General features: G+C 73.2%; 17 protein-coding genes. 8 read left to right on the forward strand and 9 right to left on the reverse strand.

Translation table 11 applies throughout. The features are described from left to right. The first annotated feature begins 82 nt into the window (after positions 1-82). On the forward strand, positions 83-289 hold the full coding sequence (locus DVA86_RS08865) for a hypothetical protein (protein WP_208877176.1): 207 nt from the start codon (positions 83-85) through the stop codon (positions 287-289). 318 nt (positions 290-607) lie between these two features. Here the strand turns inward: DVA86_RS08865 and DVA86_RS08870 are convergent, their stop codons facing one another. Beyond that, on the reverse strand, positions 608-814 hold the full coding sequence (locus DVA86_RS08870) for a hypothetical protein (RefSeq protein ID WP_208877177.1): 207 nt from the start codon (positions 812-814) through the stop codon (positions 608-610). A gap of 100 nt (positions 815-914) precedes the next feature. Between DVA86_RS08870 and DVA86_RS08875 the strand changes: the two genes are divergently transcribed. The 3 genes from DVA86_RS08875 (at position 915) to DVA86_RS08885 (ending at position 3,685) form a co-directional block, all read left to right on the forward strand. After that, entirely contained in the window at positions 915-2,324 is a 1,410-nt protein-coding gene (locus DVA86_RS08875) for an amidase (RefSeq protein ID WP_208877179.1), read from the forward strand. Positions 2,325-2,432: 108 nt separating this feature from the next. Then, positions 2,433-2,954: a hemerythrin domain-containing protein gene (locus DVA86_RS08880; RefSeq protein WP_208877181.1), complete on the forward strand. Its 522-nt coding sequence runs from the start codon at positions 2,433-2,435 to the stop codon at positions 2,952-2,954. A gap of 506 nt (positions 2,955-3,460) precedes the next feature. After that, entirely contained in the window at positions 3,461-3,685 is a 225-nt protein-coding gene (locus tag DVA86_RS08885) for a hypothetical protein (RefSeq protein ID WP_208877182.1), read from the forward strand. Between the two features lie 81 nt (positions 3,686-3,766). Here the strand turns inward: DVA86_RS08885 and DVA86_RS08890 are convergent, their stop codons facing one another. Continuing rightward, positions 3,767-4,564 carry an Fpg/Nei family DNA glycosylase gene (locus tag DVA86_RS08890; protein WP_208877186.1) on the reverse strand — a complete coding sequence of 266 codons (798 nt, stop codon included), beginning with the start codon at positions 4,562-4,564 and terminating at the stop codon, positions 3,767-3,769. Beyond that, positions 4,557-4,808, reverse strand: a complete 252-nt coding sequence (locus DVA86_RS08895) for a hypothetical protein (protein WP_208885614.1) — start codon at positions 4,806-4,808, stop codon at positions 4,557-4,559. Before DVA86_RS08895 ends, DVA86_RS08890 begins: the two co-directional genes overlap by 8 nt. 228 nt (positions 4,809-5,036) lie before the next feature. On the opposite strand from DVA86_RS08895, the gene DVA86_RS08900 reads away from it, so the two are divergent. The 3 genes from DVA86_RS08900 (at position 5,037) to DVA86_RS08910 (ending at position 7,123) form a co-directional block, all read left to right on the forward strand. Further along, positions 5,037-5,489: an excalibur calcium-binding domain-containing protein gene (locus tag DVA86_RS08900; RefSeq protein WP_208877188.1), complete on the forward strand. Its 453-nt coding sequence runs from the start codon at positions 5,037-5,039 to the stop codon at positions 5,487-5,489. Positions 5,490-5,910: 421 nt separating this feature from the next. Then, on the forward strand, positions 5,911-6,501 hold the full coding sequence (locus DVA86_RS08905; protein WP_208877190.1) for a lytic polysaccharide monooxygenase auxiliary activity family 9 protein: 591 nt from the start codon (positions 5,911-5,913) through the stop codon (positions 6,499-6,501). A gap of 274 nt (positions 6,502-6,775) precedes the next feature. Next, positions 6,776-7,123, forward strand: coding sequence for a hypothetical protein (locus DVA86_RS08910; protein ID WP_208877191.1), 348 nt, complete (start codon positions 6,776-6,778; stop codon positions 7,121-7,123). A gap of 999 nt (positions 7,124-8,122) precedes the next feature. On the opposite strand, the gene DVA86_RS08915 is transcribed toward DVA86_RS08910, so the two are convergent. The 3 genes from DVA86_RS08915 to DVA86_RS08925 form a co-directional block, all read right to left on the reverse strand. Continuing rightward, positions 8,123-9,793 carry a chorismate-binding protein gene (locus DVA86_RS08915; protein WP_208877198.1) on the reverse strand — a complete coding sequence of 557 codons (1,671 nt, stop codon included), beginning with the start codon at positions 9,791-9,793 and terminating at the stop codon, positions 8,123-8,125. A gap of 125 nt (positions 9,794-9,918) precedes the next feature. Continuing rightward, positions 9,919-9,975, reverse strand: coding sequence for a trp operon leader peptide (locus tag DVA86_RS36265; protein ID WP_208884529.1), 57 nt, complete (start codon positions 9,973-9,975; stop codon positions 9,919-9,921). 60 nt (positions 9,976-10,035) lie between these two features. After that, positions 10,036-11,178, reverse strand: coding sequence for a glycosyltransferase family 4 protein (locus DVA86_RS08925; RefSeq protein ID WP_208877199.1), 1,143 nt, complete (start codon positions 11,176-11,178; stop codon positions 10,036-10,038). 59 nt (positions 11,179-11,237) lie between these two features. On the opposite strand from DVA86_RS08925, the gene DVA86_RS08930 reads away from it, so the two are divergent. Then, positions 11,238-12,494: a glycosyltransferase 87 family protein gene (locus tag DVA86_RS08930; RefSeq protein ID WP_208877200.1), complete on the forward strand. Its 1,257-nt coding sequence runs from the start codon at positions 11,238-11,240 to the stop codon at positions 12,492-12,494. Here the strand turns inward: DVA86_RS08930 and DVA86_RS08935 are convergent. From DVA86_RS08935 to DVA86_RS08945, 3 genes are all read right to left on the reverse strand, one after another. Beyond that, entirely contained in the window at positions 12,470-13,729 is a 1,260-nt protein-coding gene (locus DVA86_RS08935) for a hypothetical protein (RefSeq protein ID WP_208877201.1), read from the reverse strand. The genes DVA86_RS08930 and DVA86_RS08935 overlap by 25 nt on opposite strands. 104 nt (positions 13,730-13,833) lie before the next feature. Continuing rightward, positions 13,834-14,868, reverse strand: a complete 1,035-nt coding sequence (locus DVA86_RS08940; RefSeq protein WP_245996440.1) for a C40 family peptidase — start codon at positions 14,866-14,868, stop codon at positions 13,834-13,836. A gap of 234 nt (positions 14,869-15,102) precedes the next feature. Beyond that, complete coding sequence (locus DVA86_RS08945; RefSeq protein ID WP_208877202.1) at positions 15,103-16,137, reverse strand: C40 family peptidase; 1,035 nt, start codon at positions 16,135-16,137, stop codon at positions 15,103-15,105. Positions 16,138-16,231 lie beyond the last annotated feature (94 nt).

Below are 16,231 nucleotides of genomic sequence, written 5' to 3' on the forward strand. Positions count from 1 at the left end.
GGCGCGGTGCTGGATGGTGTCCCGCACTCACGGAGCCGGCGCCCGCACGGCGCGTATGCGCCCCAGCTCACGGGAGTGACGCATGACCAGCGAGGTCACACGCCTGGAAATCGCCGACCACCTCGACCCCCTTTTCGCACGGGGCGCCACCGACCGGGAGGCCGTGCTGACCGCGGTCTCCGGAGCCCGCCCGGAGCTCGCGGAGGTGCTGTACGGGCTGCCCCAGCAGAATTACTCGTCGCTGCGCCAGGTCTGGAAGCACCTGCCGGACGTTCCCGTGGGCCTCTGAGGAGGCGCCGCGCGCGGCCGTGTTCAGGCCGCGCTTGACCGACGGTACGGAGCAGGCCGAGGCCGACCGGAACCGTTGAGTCGGCGCCGGTCAGCGGGCGTTCGACGCCCCGCGGGCGGGAGCGTCGTCTTGGGCCGTGTCGCTGTCGTGCGGTGCGGGCGTCCGCGGCGACCAGCGCCCCGGTGGCGATCGAGGTCGCGTCGATGAGCGGCCCGAACACCAGCGGCGAGGCGAACTGGCCCCCGAAGAGCGCGCTCGCCTGCCGCGAGGTGGCCGTGCCCCGCCGCTCCGCTGGGGCGGCATGGTCGACCAGGACGGTCAGGGTGGGCATCGTGATGCCCTGCCGAGCCCGGTCAGCACCGGTACGAGCAGCAGCACCGCCCAGTGGCCGGCGACGGCGAACAGCAGCAGCGCCGCCGTCCACGCCCCGGCCGCGATCCGCAACAGCGCCGCGTAGCCGAAACGGCCGACGGGCGCGCCCGGGTGCGCATGGGGTGCGCGCGGGGGGCGCGGTTTCGCGGGCACACGCGACGCCGGATGATGAGGTGTCCGCCCTGCTGCGTACCGCCGACCATCGCCGACCGCTACGCAGCCGCCGCACCCGAGTGGGAGACACCGGAACCGTATGAGCGATCCGACCGCACTCTCGGCCCGTGACCAGCTACGGGCGCTCGACCGCGGCGAGGTGAGCAGCCGCGAACTGACCGCCGCGCACCTGGAGGCGATCGCCGCACACCCCGAGCGCAACGCGGTCATCACCGTCGACGAGCCCGGCGCGCTGGCCGCGGCGGAGGCCGCCGACGCGCGGCGGGCGCGCGGCGGGCTTCTTCCTCCGCTGCTGGGCCTGCCCATGACGGTGAAGGACTCGCTGGAGACCGCCGGACTGCGGACCACCTGCGGGTCTCCCGGCCTGGCCGACCACGTCCCCGAGCGTGACGCCGACGCCGTCGCCCTGCTGCGTACCGCCGGGGCGGTGCTCATGGGCAAGACCAACGTTCCACCGATGTGCCAGGACATCCAGACCGGCAACACCCGGTTCGGAAGCACCCGCAACCCCCACGACCCCACGCGTACGGCCGGCGGCTCCTCCGGCGGCGCGGCCGCCGCCGTGGCAACCCGCCTCACCCCCTGGGAGCTCGGCAGCGACCTCGCGGGCTCCGTCCGGCTCCCGGCGCACTACTGCGGTACGTACGGGCTGCGCACCAGCGGCGGCATCGTGCCCACCCGGGGTCACATCCCGCGTCCACCCGGTGCGTACAGCTCCACCGACATGACCGTGCTCGGTCCGCTCACCCGCACCGCCGACGACCTCGACCTCGCGCTCGACGTGCTCGTCGCGCCACGCCCCGGCGACCAGGCCGCGTGGCGCCTGGACCTGCCGGGGCCCCGCCACACCACCTTGGGCGACTACCGCGTGGGCGTGTGGGCGGACGACCCCCACTGCCCGGTCAGCGCGGAAACCCGGGCCCTGCTCGACCAGGTCGCGGAAGAACTCCGGCACGCCTGCGACCGCGTGGACGACACCACCCGGCCCGTCGAAATGGCCACCTCCGACCGGCTGTTCACGCGGCTGCTGTTCGCGGGCACTTCGGCGGGCACCGACGAGAACACGTTCAATTCGGCGGTCAAGGCCGCCGAGGAAAGGCCCGAGCATCCCTTCCTCCGTGCTCAGACGATGCGCCACCGTGAATGGCTGCTCGCGGACGAGGACCGCCAGAGCCTTCGGGCACGGTGGGCCGAATACTTCCGGCATGTCGATGTTCTGGTGACGCCCGCGGCCCCCACCGAGGCCGTACTCGATCAGACGGGCATGCCGATGTCAGAGCGGCACATCACCGTCGACGGGGCACGCCGCGGCTACTGGGAGCAGACCGCCTGGCTCAACCTGGCGGGTCTTGTCGGCCTTCCCGCAGCGACCGTCCCGTTGAGCTCCACAAGCGACGGCCTTCCCCTGGGAGTACAGATCATCGGCCCCTGTCTGGAAGACCGCACCGTCACGCACTTCGCCGGACTCCTCACCGCCCGGACGCACTGACCCCGACGGCGTGTTCAGGCGCCCTGGAAGTCGCGCAACGTCGTGTCCGGCGTCCGCTCGGTTTCCCGGGGTGCGAAAGGGGACACCCGGCAGGCGGACATCGAGCTCTTGGAACGCGTCGACGCCCTGCCACGCGGCGACAGCTCGCGCAGGGCGTACGCGGACGCCGCGACCGTCGAGCTGGTCTGCCACAGCGTGCTGGAGACGACGTACCTCCATCCCGCCGTACGCGCGCGGGTGGCCGACGCGGACACGATCGTCGCCCGGGGTGCCGACGCCCACGCCCGGATCGAGGCGCTGCTGGAGGAGTGGGAAAGCCGTGCCCTGGACGATCCCGGGTTCGACCGCATCCTGGACCAGCTCCTGCAGAAGGTGCGCCGCAGGCTGGCGAACCAGGAGGAACACCTCTTCCACCGGCTCCGCAACGCCTACCCCGCGGGAACCCTCAACGAACTGGGCACCGCGATCCGCCAGGCCCGGAAGCAGTGCATGGCGCAGGCGTACCCGTCCACGCCGGACGTCCCGGCGGCGCCCGGCCTCCCGGCATCCGACGACGGGCTTGTCAGCCGCACCCTCACGCTGTTCACCGAGCTGAGGCCCGTACGGGCGGAGCGGGGCCGGATGAGCTGAGGCGCAGGGCGTCGCCCCGCGGCGGGGCAGCTCTGCCTCGGCACCGCCCTCAACAGGGGACTGCGGCGAGCAGGCCCTGCTCCCCGCGGTCCGCGACGCGGACGGACCCGGAGACACCGGTCATCGCCAACGGCTTCTCCTGCTCGACGCAGATCCGGGACGCGGGGACCGGACCCCTCCTGACCGGCGGGGCGTTGGCGGCGGCGGCCCTGCGCATACGGCGGCCCTGCGCATACGGCGGCCCTGCGCATACGGCGGTCCGGCGCATACGGCGGTCCGGCGCTCCGGCGGGCCGACCCGTACGGGCCGTGCGACCCGTACACCGCGCACGCCCTTTACGTCCCGACGCAGCCTCGGCGGCGGGTGAGCCGCTGCACGGAGTGAGGTGAGCCGCACCGGGGGCGGTTATCGGCGCCGCAGGCATGGAACCCGGTCCTCAGCCTGGGCCGACGGTCCCACGAACAACCGGAGAGCCACGCACCGCTGTGGAGGGAAGGAACCGCCCGATGGGCCACGACGACGGCAGGAAACCGCGTACGGCGGCGGAGGAGACCGGGGAAGAGGTACGCGAGGCCCTCACCTCGGTCGGTGAGGAGGAGCCCGACGAGGAACGGTCCGGCGAGGCGGGCGACGCGCTGCGGCCGGACGAGCACGCGCAGGAGTGGGCCTACGGCGAACCGCCCGAGCGCGGCCCCGAGCGCAGCCCTGAGCGCAGCCCTGAGCGCCACTGAGCCGCCACCCCTGAATCGGCTGGACGGAACGGGGCGTTGAGCCGCCGTCCCCGGCCGGTCCGGACCGTGGACCGCGTCGGTTCAGGCGGAAAGCCCTGAAGCCACGGACTGGCACCGCGGGCACCAGACCGTGCCGCGGCCCGCGACGCGGCCCCGGCGGAGCGGCCCGCCGCACCGCGGGCAGGCAGGATCGGTGTCGTCGCGGTGGCCCGTGAGCCAGGACGGGCGGGACGGTACGCGGCCTGCCCGTACGGCGGAGCGCAGGACGCGCCGCATGTCCCCGTACAGCCGCTGCCGTTCCGCGCCGGACAGCTCGCCGGCCCGGCGTGTGGGGGCCAGCCCGGAGCGCCACAGCACCTCGTCGGCCAGCAGGTTGCCGAGCCCCGCCAGGGCGGACTGGTTCGTCAGCAGCGACTTGATGCCACCGCGCCGGCCGTCGAGCACCGCGTCGAACTCGGCACGGCCGACCGTGGCCGCGTCGGGGCCCTGGCTCTCCAGGGTGCGCGCCACGCCGTCGTCGTCGGCGAGCCAGAGGCCCTTGAGCTTGCGCTGGTCCCGGTAGCGGAGCTGGCTGCCGCCGGTCACGGTGAACGCGACGCGGTCGTGCGGGTGCGGCGGGTCGTCGGCGTCGTGGCAGTCGAGCCGGCCGGTCATCCCGAAGTGCAGCAGTACGGTGGGGCCGTCGGTGCGCGCGAGCAGCCACTTCCCGTGCCGTTCGGGCTCGCGGAAGCGCCGCCCTTTCAGCTCGCGCCGCAGCCGCCGCCCGCTCACGTCCCGCAGGACACCGGCGTCGTACACCTCGACCCGCTCGATCCGTCTGCCACGCGCGCACGAGGCGAGGACCCGCCGGTACGCCTCCACGTCGGGCAGTTCAGGCACTCGGCCCCGGGCCTCGTTCCTGCTCGCCGCCCGTCTCCTGCTCGCCGCCCGGCGGCTCCTCGCGTTCGCCCTTCGGGCCGCGGCCCCGCTCCGTACGCGGGCCGCTCGGGCGGTACTGCGGGTCCCGCTCCAGTTCGGTCTTCGCGCGCTCGTTGGCGTCCGGCTCGCCCTGGTCCTCGTACTCGCGGCGCAACCGCTGGCGCTTCTGGTCGTACGCCTTGCTGCCCGGCTCCGGCACCGTCACCGCCTCCTTCCAGGGACGTTCACCGCTACCGCGTTTCCCCCGCCCGTCCGTGCAAACGTGCAAACGTGCAAACGGGGACCGCGGCCGCGTACGACGCCGAACGACGCGATGAGGACGACATTGCCGGTTTTGGGTCACAGTAAGGTCACTTTGACTGCTTTCAGGTAGAGGGGCGGTCACCTCGTAATACCGTCAGGCCCCTCAACCCGCCACTCTGGAGAGGCTCCTGTGAAGCTGCTGAGTAAGTCCACCGCCGTCGTCCTCGGTGCCCTGGCCCTGGCCGTCGTGCCCGCCACCGCCGCCTCGGCGACCGAACCGTTCAAGAACTGCACCGCCGCGTACAAGGCCGGTTACTCGCACATCCCCGAGAGCGACCCGCACTACGGCCCGCACCTCGACCGCGACAAGGACGGAATCGGCTGCGACGCGCCGCCGAAGGACTTCGTGGCGAAGGATCCGGCGAAGGACAAGGACGAACCCGAAGCGCCCGCGGACGAGGGCAGCGAGAACACCGACGGCGATGACGCGGCCGCGGCCCCGGCCACCTCCACGGAGGACAAGGAGCTGGCGGAGACCGGCGGCGACGACACCACGGCCTACCTCACGGCCGGTGGCGCGGCCGTGCTCCTGGCCGGTGGCGGCCTGGTCGTCGTGAACCGCAGGCGCCGCTCTTCCAACTGACCTCCGCAGAGAGCCCGGACCCTCCCCAAGGTCCGGGCTTACGCATGTCCGGGCCAGAGCGGGCCAGCAAGAGCAGGCCAGGAAGAGGGCCGGTCTGCGCGAGGGCACCTCGCTGCGCAGGGAGGACGACCGCCTGGCCCTGGGCGGCACCGCGGCGGGCGCCGTGCTCTTCCGCCGGGGCACGTGCCCCGACTCGCCGCCGTACGCCCCTCGTACGGGAGCTCCGGCTGCCGGCCGCGTCCTGCGGCGCGGCCGGTCGTGAACCGGCCGTGGACCGCGGTCCGTTCCGAAGCCGCCCTGAAACCGCTCTCGTTACTGGTCTGGACATGACCAAATCGGGCGGCTAGCTTCGTAGTTGGTCTGGACCAGAGCACTGCTTTCCCCACGCGCACGCCCCCCACCCACGACTGGAGCGAGCAGCATGCGCAAGAGACTCCTCACGGTACTGGCCGCCACAGGTCTCGCAGGCGCGAGCGTCTTCGTCACCACCGGCCCCGCACAGGCCCACGGTTACGTCTCCGACCCCACCAGCCGCCAGGCGTTCTGCGGCAACGGCACCGTGTCCGACTGCGGTCCCATCCAGCACGAGCCGCAGAGCGTCGAGGGTCCCATCGGATTCCCGGAGGCGGGCCCCGAGGACGGGCAGATCTGCGCGGGCGGCAACGAGGCCTTCGCGCCCCTCGACGACCCGCGCGGCGGCGCGTGGCCCACCACCAAACTGACCGCGGGCGCCGAGCACACCTTCACCTGGACGCACACGGCGCGCCACGCGACCGTCGACTACCGGTACTACGTCACCAAGGACGGCTGGGATCCGGGCTCCGAACTCACCCGCGCTGACCTGGAGCCGGAGCCGTTCCTGACGGTGCCGATGGACGGGGAGCTCCCGGACATGAAGGAGAGCCACGCCGGGAAGCTGCCGGACAAGTCCGGGCGCCATCTGATCCTGGCCGTGTGGAACAACGTGGACACTCCCACCGCCTGGTACGCCTGCTCCGACGTGGAGTTCTAGCCGACGCGGAGTTCCAGCTTGGTGTCCGCCTGCGGGGTGTCCGCCCCGCAGGCGCTGGCTTCCGTGACGCCGTACGCCGGGTGTCCTCCTGGCACGCGGTGATCGCGATCGCCCACCGCATCTCCCCGGTGGCCGACCGCAGCAACATGCAAGCGTTCGCAGCATGCTGCGGCTGAGTTCCGTTCCGCTGCTCCGCTGTTGTTCGCTGTGACGGCGCCTCGTCGGCGTCGCAGGCCGCACGTCAGAAGCCTGATGCGGGCGACCGGTGGCGCCGGTGAAGGACATCAAGAAGGGGAGAAGAAGCACCATGAGCAGCATTGCCGACCAGCTCAACGAGTCCGCCGAGCTCGCCGCCGTGGACATCCACTTCGACGTCGTCGGCAACGAGAAGGTCACCCTCACGCGGCGCGCTGCACGCTGCACGCTGGACGCGGCGCGCGCCGCCGCCGGCGCGGGGCTGCTCCTCCCCGGCAACGGCCGCCGGCGCGGCGCGGCCAGCCTGTTCCTCGGCCTGAGCAACGTGGCCCACCCGGCCGTCGCGGGCCCGCTCTCCGTGGTGAAGAGAGCGCCGTACTCAATGCGGCCGTGGTCTGCGAATCGGGAGGCGCGTCGGCGAGCATGATGGAGCGAAGACGGATACCTCGGCCCAGGAAGTCCAGCACGAGCGGGCGGACGTAGGAAATGTACCGGGAAGAGTATTCCTTATAGGGGGCAAGGCAGAGCACTTCCTTCGTGGTGCCAAATGCCCAGTCGGTTATGCGGGCGCGGATTTCCTCCGGTTCTGTGCTGCGATCCACGCCTTCCGTGAAGGCGGCGGGGGTGCTCTGTTCCGTACGCAGCGAGGCCAGCAGTGCCTTGACGCGGGTGATCGAGAAGATCTGTTCCTGCAGGGCGCGGAGCCGCTCATCGGTCAACCGGGTGACGGCACTCTCCGGATCAGCCGCCGTCAGCCGACCGGGCTGCTTTCCCAGACAAGGGCCACGCGGCGCAGCCCGGCGTACATGCGCAACGGCCGCCTCAGCAGCTATCCCGAGATACTCCCCAAAACGCATCTCGTTCTCCCGCATGTGACACCTCAGCGCGATTGTGCGATTGCTGCCGGTCCTGGTAGGGCTCCGCCACCCGGTGGATTCTTATCACGGGGTGAATCGCACCCGTTCAATCCCCCGGCGGAGTTCCACGATCCTGCCCCAAGCAGTCGGCGTAAAAGGGACTGCAAACTCGTAGCCAGAGAAAGCTCGCTGCCGCCCGGGAAGGACCGGGCGGCAGCGAGCGGTACAGCTGTCAGCCAGCTGGCGGGGGAGGAGGCGGAGCGGGCGCCTCGGGCGCGGGGGCTGCGTCCCCTGCCCCCCCCCCCTCCTGCGCCGCTCCCGCCTCCGCTGCGGCCGGGGCTTCCGCGTCGGCCCCGGCCCCGCTGGCCCGGTGCGCGGCGGCGGCGTCGGGGGCGGCGGACGCGGACGCGGACCGGGCGGGCGGCGCCGGACCGCCGTCCGGGGGCGGCAGCGCGGACGGCGACGGACAGCAGGGCCGTACGGGCGGCGGTACGGGCAGCGGGCCGACGCTCGGCGAACTGGACGCGCTCGTAGGGCAGTCGCGGGAAGCGGGCATGTAGTTGTCTCGTTCATGCGCGAGGTTGGTGTCTGTTTTTAAGCGCCCACCGCGATCTACACTGAGGCCTTCGTCGGCAGCGTCCGATGTGTAATGTGTAGCAGAGACAGTCGCGCGCCAGCCCGCGCAGGAAGCGCATCTTCGGGTCGGCCGTGTCTCGCGGGTCGCCAGGCCCCGGCCCCAGCACGACCGGCCCCCGGTGGGCCAGCGCGGCCTCCCGTACGCCCGGCAGGTCGTAGCGGCGTACGGTCACCTCGAAGCCGCACACCCGCAGCAGGTGCGCGAGCATCGATGTGAACGTGTCCTCGCCGTCCACCACGTACGCGTGCCCGTGCGGTTCCTCCGCCGGGCTCTGCATCCGCAGCCAGAACGGCGCCAGCCCCGCCCGCCGCGACTCCAGTGCCGCCTGCACCCGCGGGTCGGCGGCGAGCCGCGGCCGCGCGCCCCGCCTGCGTACGGGCGCCCCGCGCACACCCAGCGCGGTCAGTACGCCCGCGGCCTTGGCGTGGGTCTCGGCGACCTCGGCGGCCGGGTCGGAGGCCCGTACGAGCGTGGCCCCGACGGGAACGCGCAGCCTGCCGGTGGCGGCGTCGACGTCGGCCGTCCTGATGAGGATCGGTGAGTCGAGGGTCTGTGTACGGCCGTCCGCGGAGCGCCCGAGGAGGGCCAGCGCGCCCGCGTAGTAGCCGCGGCCGCGCGGCTCGTGGCGGCGGATGACGCGGCAGGCGTTCTCGACCGGGGAGCCGGTGACGGTGGCCGCGAACATGGTCTCGCGCAGTACGTCGCGCACGTCCAGCGTGCTCTGGCCGCGCAGCTCGTACTCGGTGTGCGCGAGGTGCGCCATCTCCTTGAGCCGGGGCCCGACGACGACGCCGCCGCGGTCGCCGATGACGCTCATCATCTTGAGCTCCTCGTCCACGACCATGGACAGCTCCTCGGTCTCCTTCCGGTCGCCGAGGAACTCCAGCAGGCCGTCCGCCGTGGGGCCCTCCGGCGGGTAGCGGTAGGTGCCGCTGATGGGGTTCATGACGACGGTGCCGCCGCTCATCCGCACGTGCACCTCCGGGCTGGCGCCCACCAGCACGCGGTCCCCGGTGTGCACGACGAACGTCCAGTACGCGCCCTGCTCCCCGCTGAGCAGCCGCCGGAACAGCGCGAGCGCGTCGGCGCGGGAGAAGCCGTGGACGACGCCCTCGAAGTCGCGCCGGATCACGAAGTTGGCGCCCTCGCCGGTGCCGATCTCGTCCCGTACGACCTGCCGCACGATGTCCTCGTACGCGCTGTCGCCGATGTCGAAGGCGCCGTCCGACACCTCGACCGGATGCCGCGGCAGGGCGTCCAGCAGTGCGTCGAGGGGCAGTTCGCGCACCTCGTCGGGGACGAGGACGGACAGCGGGGCGCCGTCGTCGTGTGCGGCGAAGCCGCGTTCGGCGATCTGCCGGTACGGCACGAGGGCGAGCGCGCCCGCGGCGGGTACGGGCAGCTCGGCGAGCGTACGTACCTCCCGTACGGGCCCGGTCAGCAGCTCGACGGTGGCGTGGTCGCGGCCGGGCGTACGGCGCCGCAGCAGGGCGAACGGCGGGGCGCCGGGCCGCAGCAGCTCGTCGAGGCTGAACGGCTGCCGGGGACTGGACGGTTCGTGCGGATGCGGGTGAGAGTGCGGGGCGGAGGGTGCGTCGGACATCGGGGCGGTTCCTTCCGGTGATCGGTGCGGAGGAACGGCCGCCGTGCCCTGCCCGGAAAAAGCTGTCCGGACACACCGAAGGCCGCCCCTCGGGCGGCCTTCGCGTCAGTGCGGGATGCGCGCAGTCAGTGGGCCGCCGGATGAGCCGGCCACCACCAGTTACGGGTCGTCTGCGCGAACATGTCCCGCACCCTACCCGAACCCGCCGGACAGCGCGGGGCCCGCGTGGGCAGTCCTCGCCGCTACAGCAGCTCCTTCAGCCGTTCCGCCAGCAGGTCCCAGCGCCACTTCTCCTCGACCCAGGCACGCCCCCGCGCCCCCATGCGGTGCCGCAGCTCCGGGTCGCGGAGCAGCGTGATCACGCGGTCGGCGGCGTCGCCAGGCGAGCCGCCCCGTACGACCCAGCCCGTCTCGCCGTCCAGGACGGCGTCCGGCGCTCCGCCGGAGTCGCCCGCGACGACGGGCAGCCCGGTGGCGGACGCCTCCAGATAGACGATGCCGAGGCCCTCGACGTCCAGGCCGCCCCTGCGGGTGCGGCACGGCATCGCGAACACGTCGCCAGCGCCGTGGTGCGCGGGCAGCTCCTCCCAGGGCACGGGCCCGGTGAAGCGCACGGCGTCGGAGACGCCCGTCGCGACCGCCAGCTTCTCCAGGCCGGCGCGGTACGGACCGCCGCCGACGATCAGCAGCACCGCGTCGGGCACCGCGTCGAGGATCCGCGGCATCGCCTCGATCAGCGTGTCCTGCCCCTTGCGCGGCACCAGCCGGGACACGCAGACCACCACGGGCCGGTCCCGCAACCCCAGCCGCTCCCGTACGGCGTCGCCGCCGGAGCCGGGGTGGAACGTCTTCTCGTCGACACCCGGCGGGAGTTGGACCATCCGCGCGGCGGCGTCGTCGCTGAGCGCGTCCACGATGCGGCTGCGGGTGTACTCCCCGAGGTACGTCACGGTGTCCGTGCCCTCGCCGATCCGCCGCAGCAGCTGCCGGGACGCGGGCAGCTGCGCCCAGCCCGCCTCGTGCCCGTGCGACGTCGCCACCAGCCGTTCCGCGCCGGCCCTGCGCAGCGCCGGTGCCATCAGCCCGAGCGGCGCCGCAGCCCCGAACCACACCGCGCCGCACCCGTGCTCCCGCAGCAGCCCGGCGGCGCGCCGGGTGACGCGGGGCGTGGGCAGCAGCATCGTCGCGGGGTCCCGTACGACCGGGAACGGCTGCTCCGCGTCGAACCGCGCGGTGGCCGCGCGGCCCTCCCGGGTGCGCTTCCAGGTGGACGCGTAGACGACCACGCGCGCCGGGTCGAGCCGCAGCGCCATGCTGTGCAGGAAGGCCTGGATGCCGCCGGGGCGGGGCGGGAAGTCGTTCGTGACGATCAGGGTCTTGTGCATCGCGGACGACAGTACCGGGCGGCTCCTGCGCTACTGGCCCGGGCTGTAATGTCGTTGACATGCGCCTTCCCGTCGCCGTCTGGCTAGCGACCCGGACCGTGCTCCTGCTGTACGTGTTCAAGGTGCTCACCCTGCCCGGGCCCGACGTCACGTCCGACGTGTCGCTCATCTACCAGCGCTGGTTCGACGTGCTGCGCACCGGCAGCTTCCCGCTGGACGACGTGACGTGGCAGTACCCGCCCGCCGCCGCGCTGGCCGTCCTGTCGCCCGGCGCGCTGTGGTTCCTCGGCTACGCCTCCGCGTTCTACGTCCTGATGTGCGCCGCCGACGCGGCCGCCTTCGCGCTGCTGCTGCGCGCCGGGCGGCGCCCCGGCAGCCGCATGGCGGGCGCCTGGTGCTGGGTGGCGGGTGTGCCGCTGCTCGGCCCGACCGCGTACGCGCGCTACGACCTGGTGGTCACCGCCGTCGCCGTCGCGGCCCTGCTGGCGCTGGCCCGGCGGCCCCGTACGGCGGCGGCGCTGGCGGCGTTCGGGGCGATGCTGAAGGTGTGGCCCGCGCTGCTGCTGGTCGGCGTGCGGCGCGGCCGGACCGCCCGTACGGTCTGGCTGACCGCGTTCGGCACGGCCGCGCTGATCACGGCGCTGTTCACGGCGGCGATGCCGGGCGCGCTGGACTTCCTGACCGCCCAGCGGGACCGCGGGACCGAGGTGGAGTCGCTGGGCTCGCTCGTCTTCCACGTGGCACGGCACCACGGCTGGGAGGGGCAGGTGCTGCTCAACTACGGGTCGGTGGAGTTCCTCGGCCCGTACGTGAACATCGTCAGCGACGTCTCCCTCGGCCTCACCGCGCTGGGCTTCGGCTGGCTGCTGCTGTGGCGGGTGCGGGCGCTGGAGTGGACGGAGAGCACGCCGGCGGACGCGGCGTTCGCGGCCGTACTGCTGTTCACCACGACGAGCCGGGTCATCAGCCCGCAGTATCTGATCTGGCTGGTGGGCCTGGCGGCGGTCTGCGTGTCGCTCCGCGCGAGCCGGCAGACGCTGCCCGCGCTGCTGGTGCTGGCGGCGACGGGCGTGACGCTGCTGGAGTTCCCGGTGTGGTTCGCGCACGTCGTCGCCAGCGACGCGCTGGGCGTCACACTGCTGGTGCTGCGGAACGGCCTGCTGGTCGCCGCGTCCGTACTGGCCTGCGTACGGCTGTGGCGTACGACCGTGACCGAGCCGCGCCGCGCGGGGGTGCTGCCCGGCGCGCGTACGCACGAGGGGGCGCGGGAGGCGGTCGGGGCGGGCGGCGTTCAGGCCAGCTCGTCCCGTACGTAGTCCCGCCACAGCTCGGTGAACTCCGCCCGGTCCAGACCGACTACGGCACGGAGCGCCGTGTCCACGCCGCGCCGGTGGTCGCCGTCCTCGCCCGGCCGCTGCTCGCCGGCCTTCAGATAGAACGCCATCAGCCGCTCCTCGCCCCAGCGGTCCGCGATCATCCGGCAGGCGAGCCAGCCGCCCTCGTACGCCCGGTTCAGCGCGTCGGTGGCCCCGTCGAACCGGAACTCGTCGTCGCCGGGCAGCCCGCGCGGCAGCGCGTCCTCCCGTACGGCGCGGGCCAGCTGCGGCGCGGCGCTCCGCGGCGAACGGCCCGTACCGCGGTAGCCGATCCAGTCGGCCAGCCCCTCGGACAGCCACAGCGGGGTGGCGGCGGTGGTGTGCGGGCGGGTGGCGACGTGCACGGTCTCGTGGGTCATGACGACCTGCCGGCCGGTCTCGGTCAGCACCCCGTACGCCTCCGGGTTGACCACGACGCGGTCGGCGGAGGCACCGCGGGAGCCGCCTCCGGCGCCGGTGGTGACGGCGGCTATGCCCTCGTACGACTGGGTGGGCGCGCCGAGCAGTTCGGCCATCGCGCGTGAGGTGCCGGGGACCTCGACGACGACGCGGCGGGCCCAGGGGCGCGGCCAGGACAGGGAGACGGCGGGGACGGCGCGGTCGGCGGCGGCGGATATCCCGCGCAGCATGGCCTCGTCGACGCCAACCGCGCCGTCCCCGCCATCCGCGCTCAGCACGAGGCTGTGCTTGCCGCGCACCACGGACATCCGGCCCTGCTCCCAGAGTTGGCGCGCGCTGCCCGGCCGCTCCCCCGCGACGTACCAGCGGCCGTCCCGGCGGGCGAAGGCGAGCTTCTCGGTGGCGGTCACCGGCACCCGGTCGTAGCCCCGCAAGCGGTACCGCAGCCGTACGTCCGCCTCGGCGCGCGCTCCCCGCAGCCGTACGTCCTCGATGCGGTACGACCAGCGGTCGAGCGGCAGCCGGCCGAGGTTGCGGAACACGGCGCGCTGGGCGCCGCGGTAGCCGCTCGCGACGGGGTCGACGGCCTCGAGGTAGCGGGCGCGGTCGCCCGCGAGCACCGCGTCCGCCTGGCCGTCCAGCACGTGCTGGATGCCGTCGCGGGCGGCGTGCTCGTGCTCGTACGGCCCGTCGGCGCCGCGTACGGGCGCGAGCAGCGCGAGCAGCAACAGCCCGCCCAGCCACCGCACCTGCCGCCTGCGCCGCGCCTCACCCACACCAGCGATCGTACGGGGCGGGGCGTACGCGTCAGGACCGTGCGCCGGTCACGCCCGTACGGGCAGGGCTGCGGCCGGGCTCCGGCAGGCGCTAGGGGCTGCGGTCAGGGCCTCGTCACGGCGGACACCGGCATCATGCCGACCGGGTCGTACCTCACCTGCGCGCCCGGGTGCGGCGCGTGCACCACCTGCCCGTTGCCCGCGTACATGGCGACGTGGCTGGCGTCCGCGCGGTAGATCACCAGGTCGCCGGGGCGCGCCTGGGACAGCGGCACCTGGCGGCCCGCGGAGCGCTGCGCCTGCGAGGTGCGCGGGATCGCGGTGCCCGCCTGCCCGTACGCCCACTGCGTGAGGCCGGAGCAGTCGAAGGCGTTCGGACCGGCCTGCCCCCAGCCGTACGGCGAGCCGACCGCGCTCCGTGCCGCCGCCAGCGCCGCCGCGGCGCGTGCCGACGACGCCTCGGCGCCGCCGCCCTGGCGGGGGACGCCGCGCGCGGCGCGCTTGCGGTCCGAGCGCTCCTCCGGCGACAGCTGCTCCAGCAGCCGCCGCGCCGAACCGAGCTTCGCCTGTACGGACTTCTTGTGCCGGTTCAGCTCCGCCCGCTGCTTCGCCAGCCGTTCGAGGGTGCGCGACGCCTCCGCGCGGCGCTGCTCCAGCACGCGCTGCGCGCCGCGGAACTCGCGCAGCCGGTTGCGCTGCCGGTCCCCGATGCGATCGAGCGTGGCCGCCTTGTCCAGATAGCCGTCCGGGTCCTCGGACAGCAGGAGGGCGACCGACGGATCGATCGCGCCGGATCTGTATTGCGCGCCGGCCAGCGCACCGAGTGCGTTCCGCAGCCGGTTGACCTTCGCCTGGCCGCGCGCCGAGGCGTCCTGGATGTGCTCGACGCGCTCGCGCAGCGAAGCCACCCGCTCCGCCGCGCCGTTGTACTTCTCGGTGGCCCGCTCGGCCTGTGCGTACAGCCGGTCGACGCGCGCGCCGGCCGACCCGTGCGACGACGTGCCCTCGTCCGGCTCCGCCCCCGCGATCGACGAGGTCAGGGCCGCGACGGCGGACGCGGCCGCCGTCAGCACGGTGACCCGGGCGGGCCAGCGTGAGCCGGGTGGGAAAGGGCGTCGGTGCGACCGGTGCGAGACCACGGCGGGCGCGCTCCTTCTGCTAGGGCGTGAGTCGAAGGCGAACTACGCCCGCAGAATGTAACCGCGCCATTACAGAGCGTCCATGATCCGCTGCTCCGTGAAAGATCCCCGCACATGCCGAACGCCCCGTCGATGACGCAGGTCACCGGCGGGGCGGAGCAGTCAGCGCAGCCCGTCCGGATTCACCCGGACGAACGACGTTTGCGGGAGCGCCGGTTCGGCGCCCGCCGCGGTTCAGCCGACCCGTACTCCGTACTGGAACGGCATGTTGTTGATCGACTCGAAGCGCACGTTCGCGCCCGGCTTCGGCGCGTGCAGCACCTGCCCGTTGCCCGCGTACAGGCCGATGTGGTGCAGGTCGCTGTAGAACAGCACCAGGTCGCCCGGCTTGAGCTGGTCCTGCCCGATCTGCGTGCCCGCGCCGGCCTGCGCCTGCGAGGTGCGCGGCAGCGAGACGCCGGCCTGCTGGTACGCCCACGAGGTCAGCCCGGAGCAGTCGAACGAGCTGGGGCCGGTCGCCCCCCACACGTACGGGGAGCCGATCTTGCCCTTCGCCGCGGAGAGCGCCGCACTGGCGCGCTGCGAGGCGGGTACGTCGCTGCCGAGGTCGGCGCGGTCACCCGCGTCGCGGTTCGCGCGCTCCTCCTTGGCCTGGAGCGCGGCACGCTCCTTGGCCGTCAGCTTGTTGAGGAGCGTCTGCGCCTGGGAGAGCTTCCCCTGGATGGTCTGCTTCTTCGACTTGAGCGACTTGCGGGTCTCGCTGAGGTCCTTGAGCTTGCCCTTCGCCTCCTCGCGCTGCTGCGAGAGGCTGCGCTGCTTGCTCCGGATCTTCTCCAGCGCCTCGGTCTGCTTGGTGCCGAGCTGGTCGACCGTGGACGCCTTGTCCAGATAGCTGTCCGGGTCGGAGGAGAGGAACAGCTGCAGGGACGGGTCGATGCCGCCGCTGCGGTACTGCGCGGAGGCCATCGAACCGAGGCCGTTCCGCAGCTCGTTCAGGTCGCCCTGGCCGCGGGCCACGCTGTCCTGGAGGTTGCCGACCTCCTTCTGGAGCTTCTTCTGCTTCTCCTTGGAGCCGTTGTACTTCTCGGTCGCCGCCTCGGCTTCCTCGTACAACTTGTCGACCTTCGACTTGACCTCCTCCTTCGACGGCTTCGAAGGCTCGTCGGCCGAAGCGGCCTGTGAGGTCATGGCGACGGCAGCGGCGGCGGTCGCCGTGAGAACGGTGACGCGGGTGCGGCTCGGCTGCTTGGGACGACGGTGGGACGCCACTGGGGCGAGCTCCTTCTTCCTCAGCCGCCTGCCGGCAGACTCTCCGGCTCCACGTCGGACGTACAACGAACGCCGTGACGCACGCCGTGGAACT

The organism is Streptomyces armeniacus (assembly GCF_003355155.1).
Taxonomy (GTDB): Bacteria; Actinomycetota; Actinomycetes; order Streptomycetales; family Streptomycetaceae; genus Streptomyces; species Streptomyces armeniacus.

What these genes read in the sequence shown, in the direction of transcription:
- DVA86_RS08925 (WP_208877199.1), bottom strand. Translation starts at nt 11,178, where the DNA reads ATGCACAAGACCCTGATCGTCACGAACGACTTCCCGCCCCGCCCCGGC.
- DVA86_RS08865 (WP_208877176.1), top strand. Translation starts at nt 83, where the DNA reads ATGACCAGCGAGGTCACACGCCTGGAAATCGCCGACCACCTCGACCCC.
- DVA86_RS08930 (WP_208877200.1), top strand. Translation starts at nt 11,238, where the DNA reads ATGCGCCTTCCCGTCGCCGTCTGGCTAGCGACCCGGACCGTGCTCCTG.
- DVA86_RS08875 (WP_208877179.1), top strand. Translation starts at nt 915, where the DNA reads ATGAGCGATCCGACCGCACTCTCGGCCCGTGACCAGCTACGGGCGCTC.
- DVA86_RS08885 (WP_208877182.1), top strand. Translation starts at nt 3,461, where the DNA reads ATGGGCCACGACGACGGCAGGAAACCGCGTACGGCGGCGGAGGAGACC.
- DVA86_RS08915 (WP_208877198.1), bottom strand. Translation starts at nt 9,793, where the DNA reads ATGTCCGACGCACCCTCCGCCCCGCACTCTCACCCGCATCCGCACGAA.
- DVA86_RS08905 (WP_208877190.1), top strand. Translation starts at nt 5,911, where the DNA reads ATGCGCAAGAGACTCCTCACGGTACTGGCCGCCACAGGTCTCGCAGGC.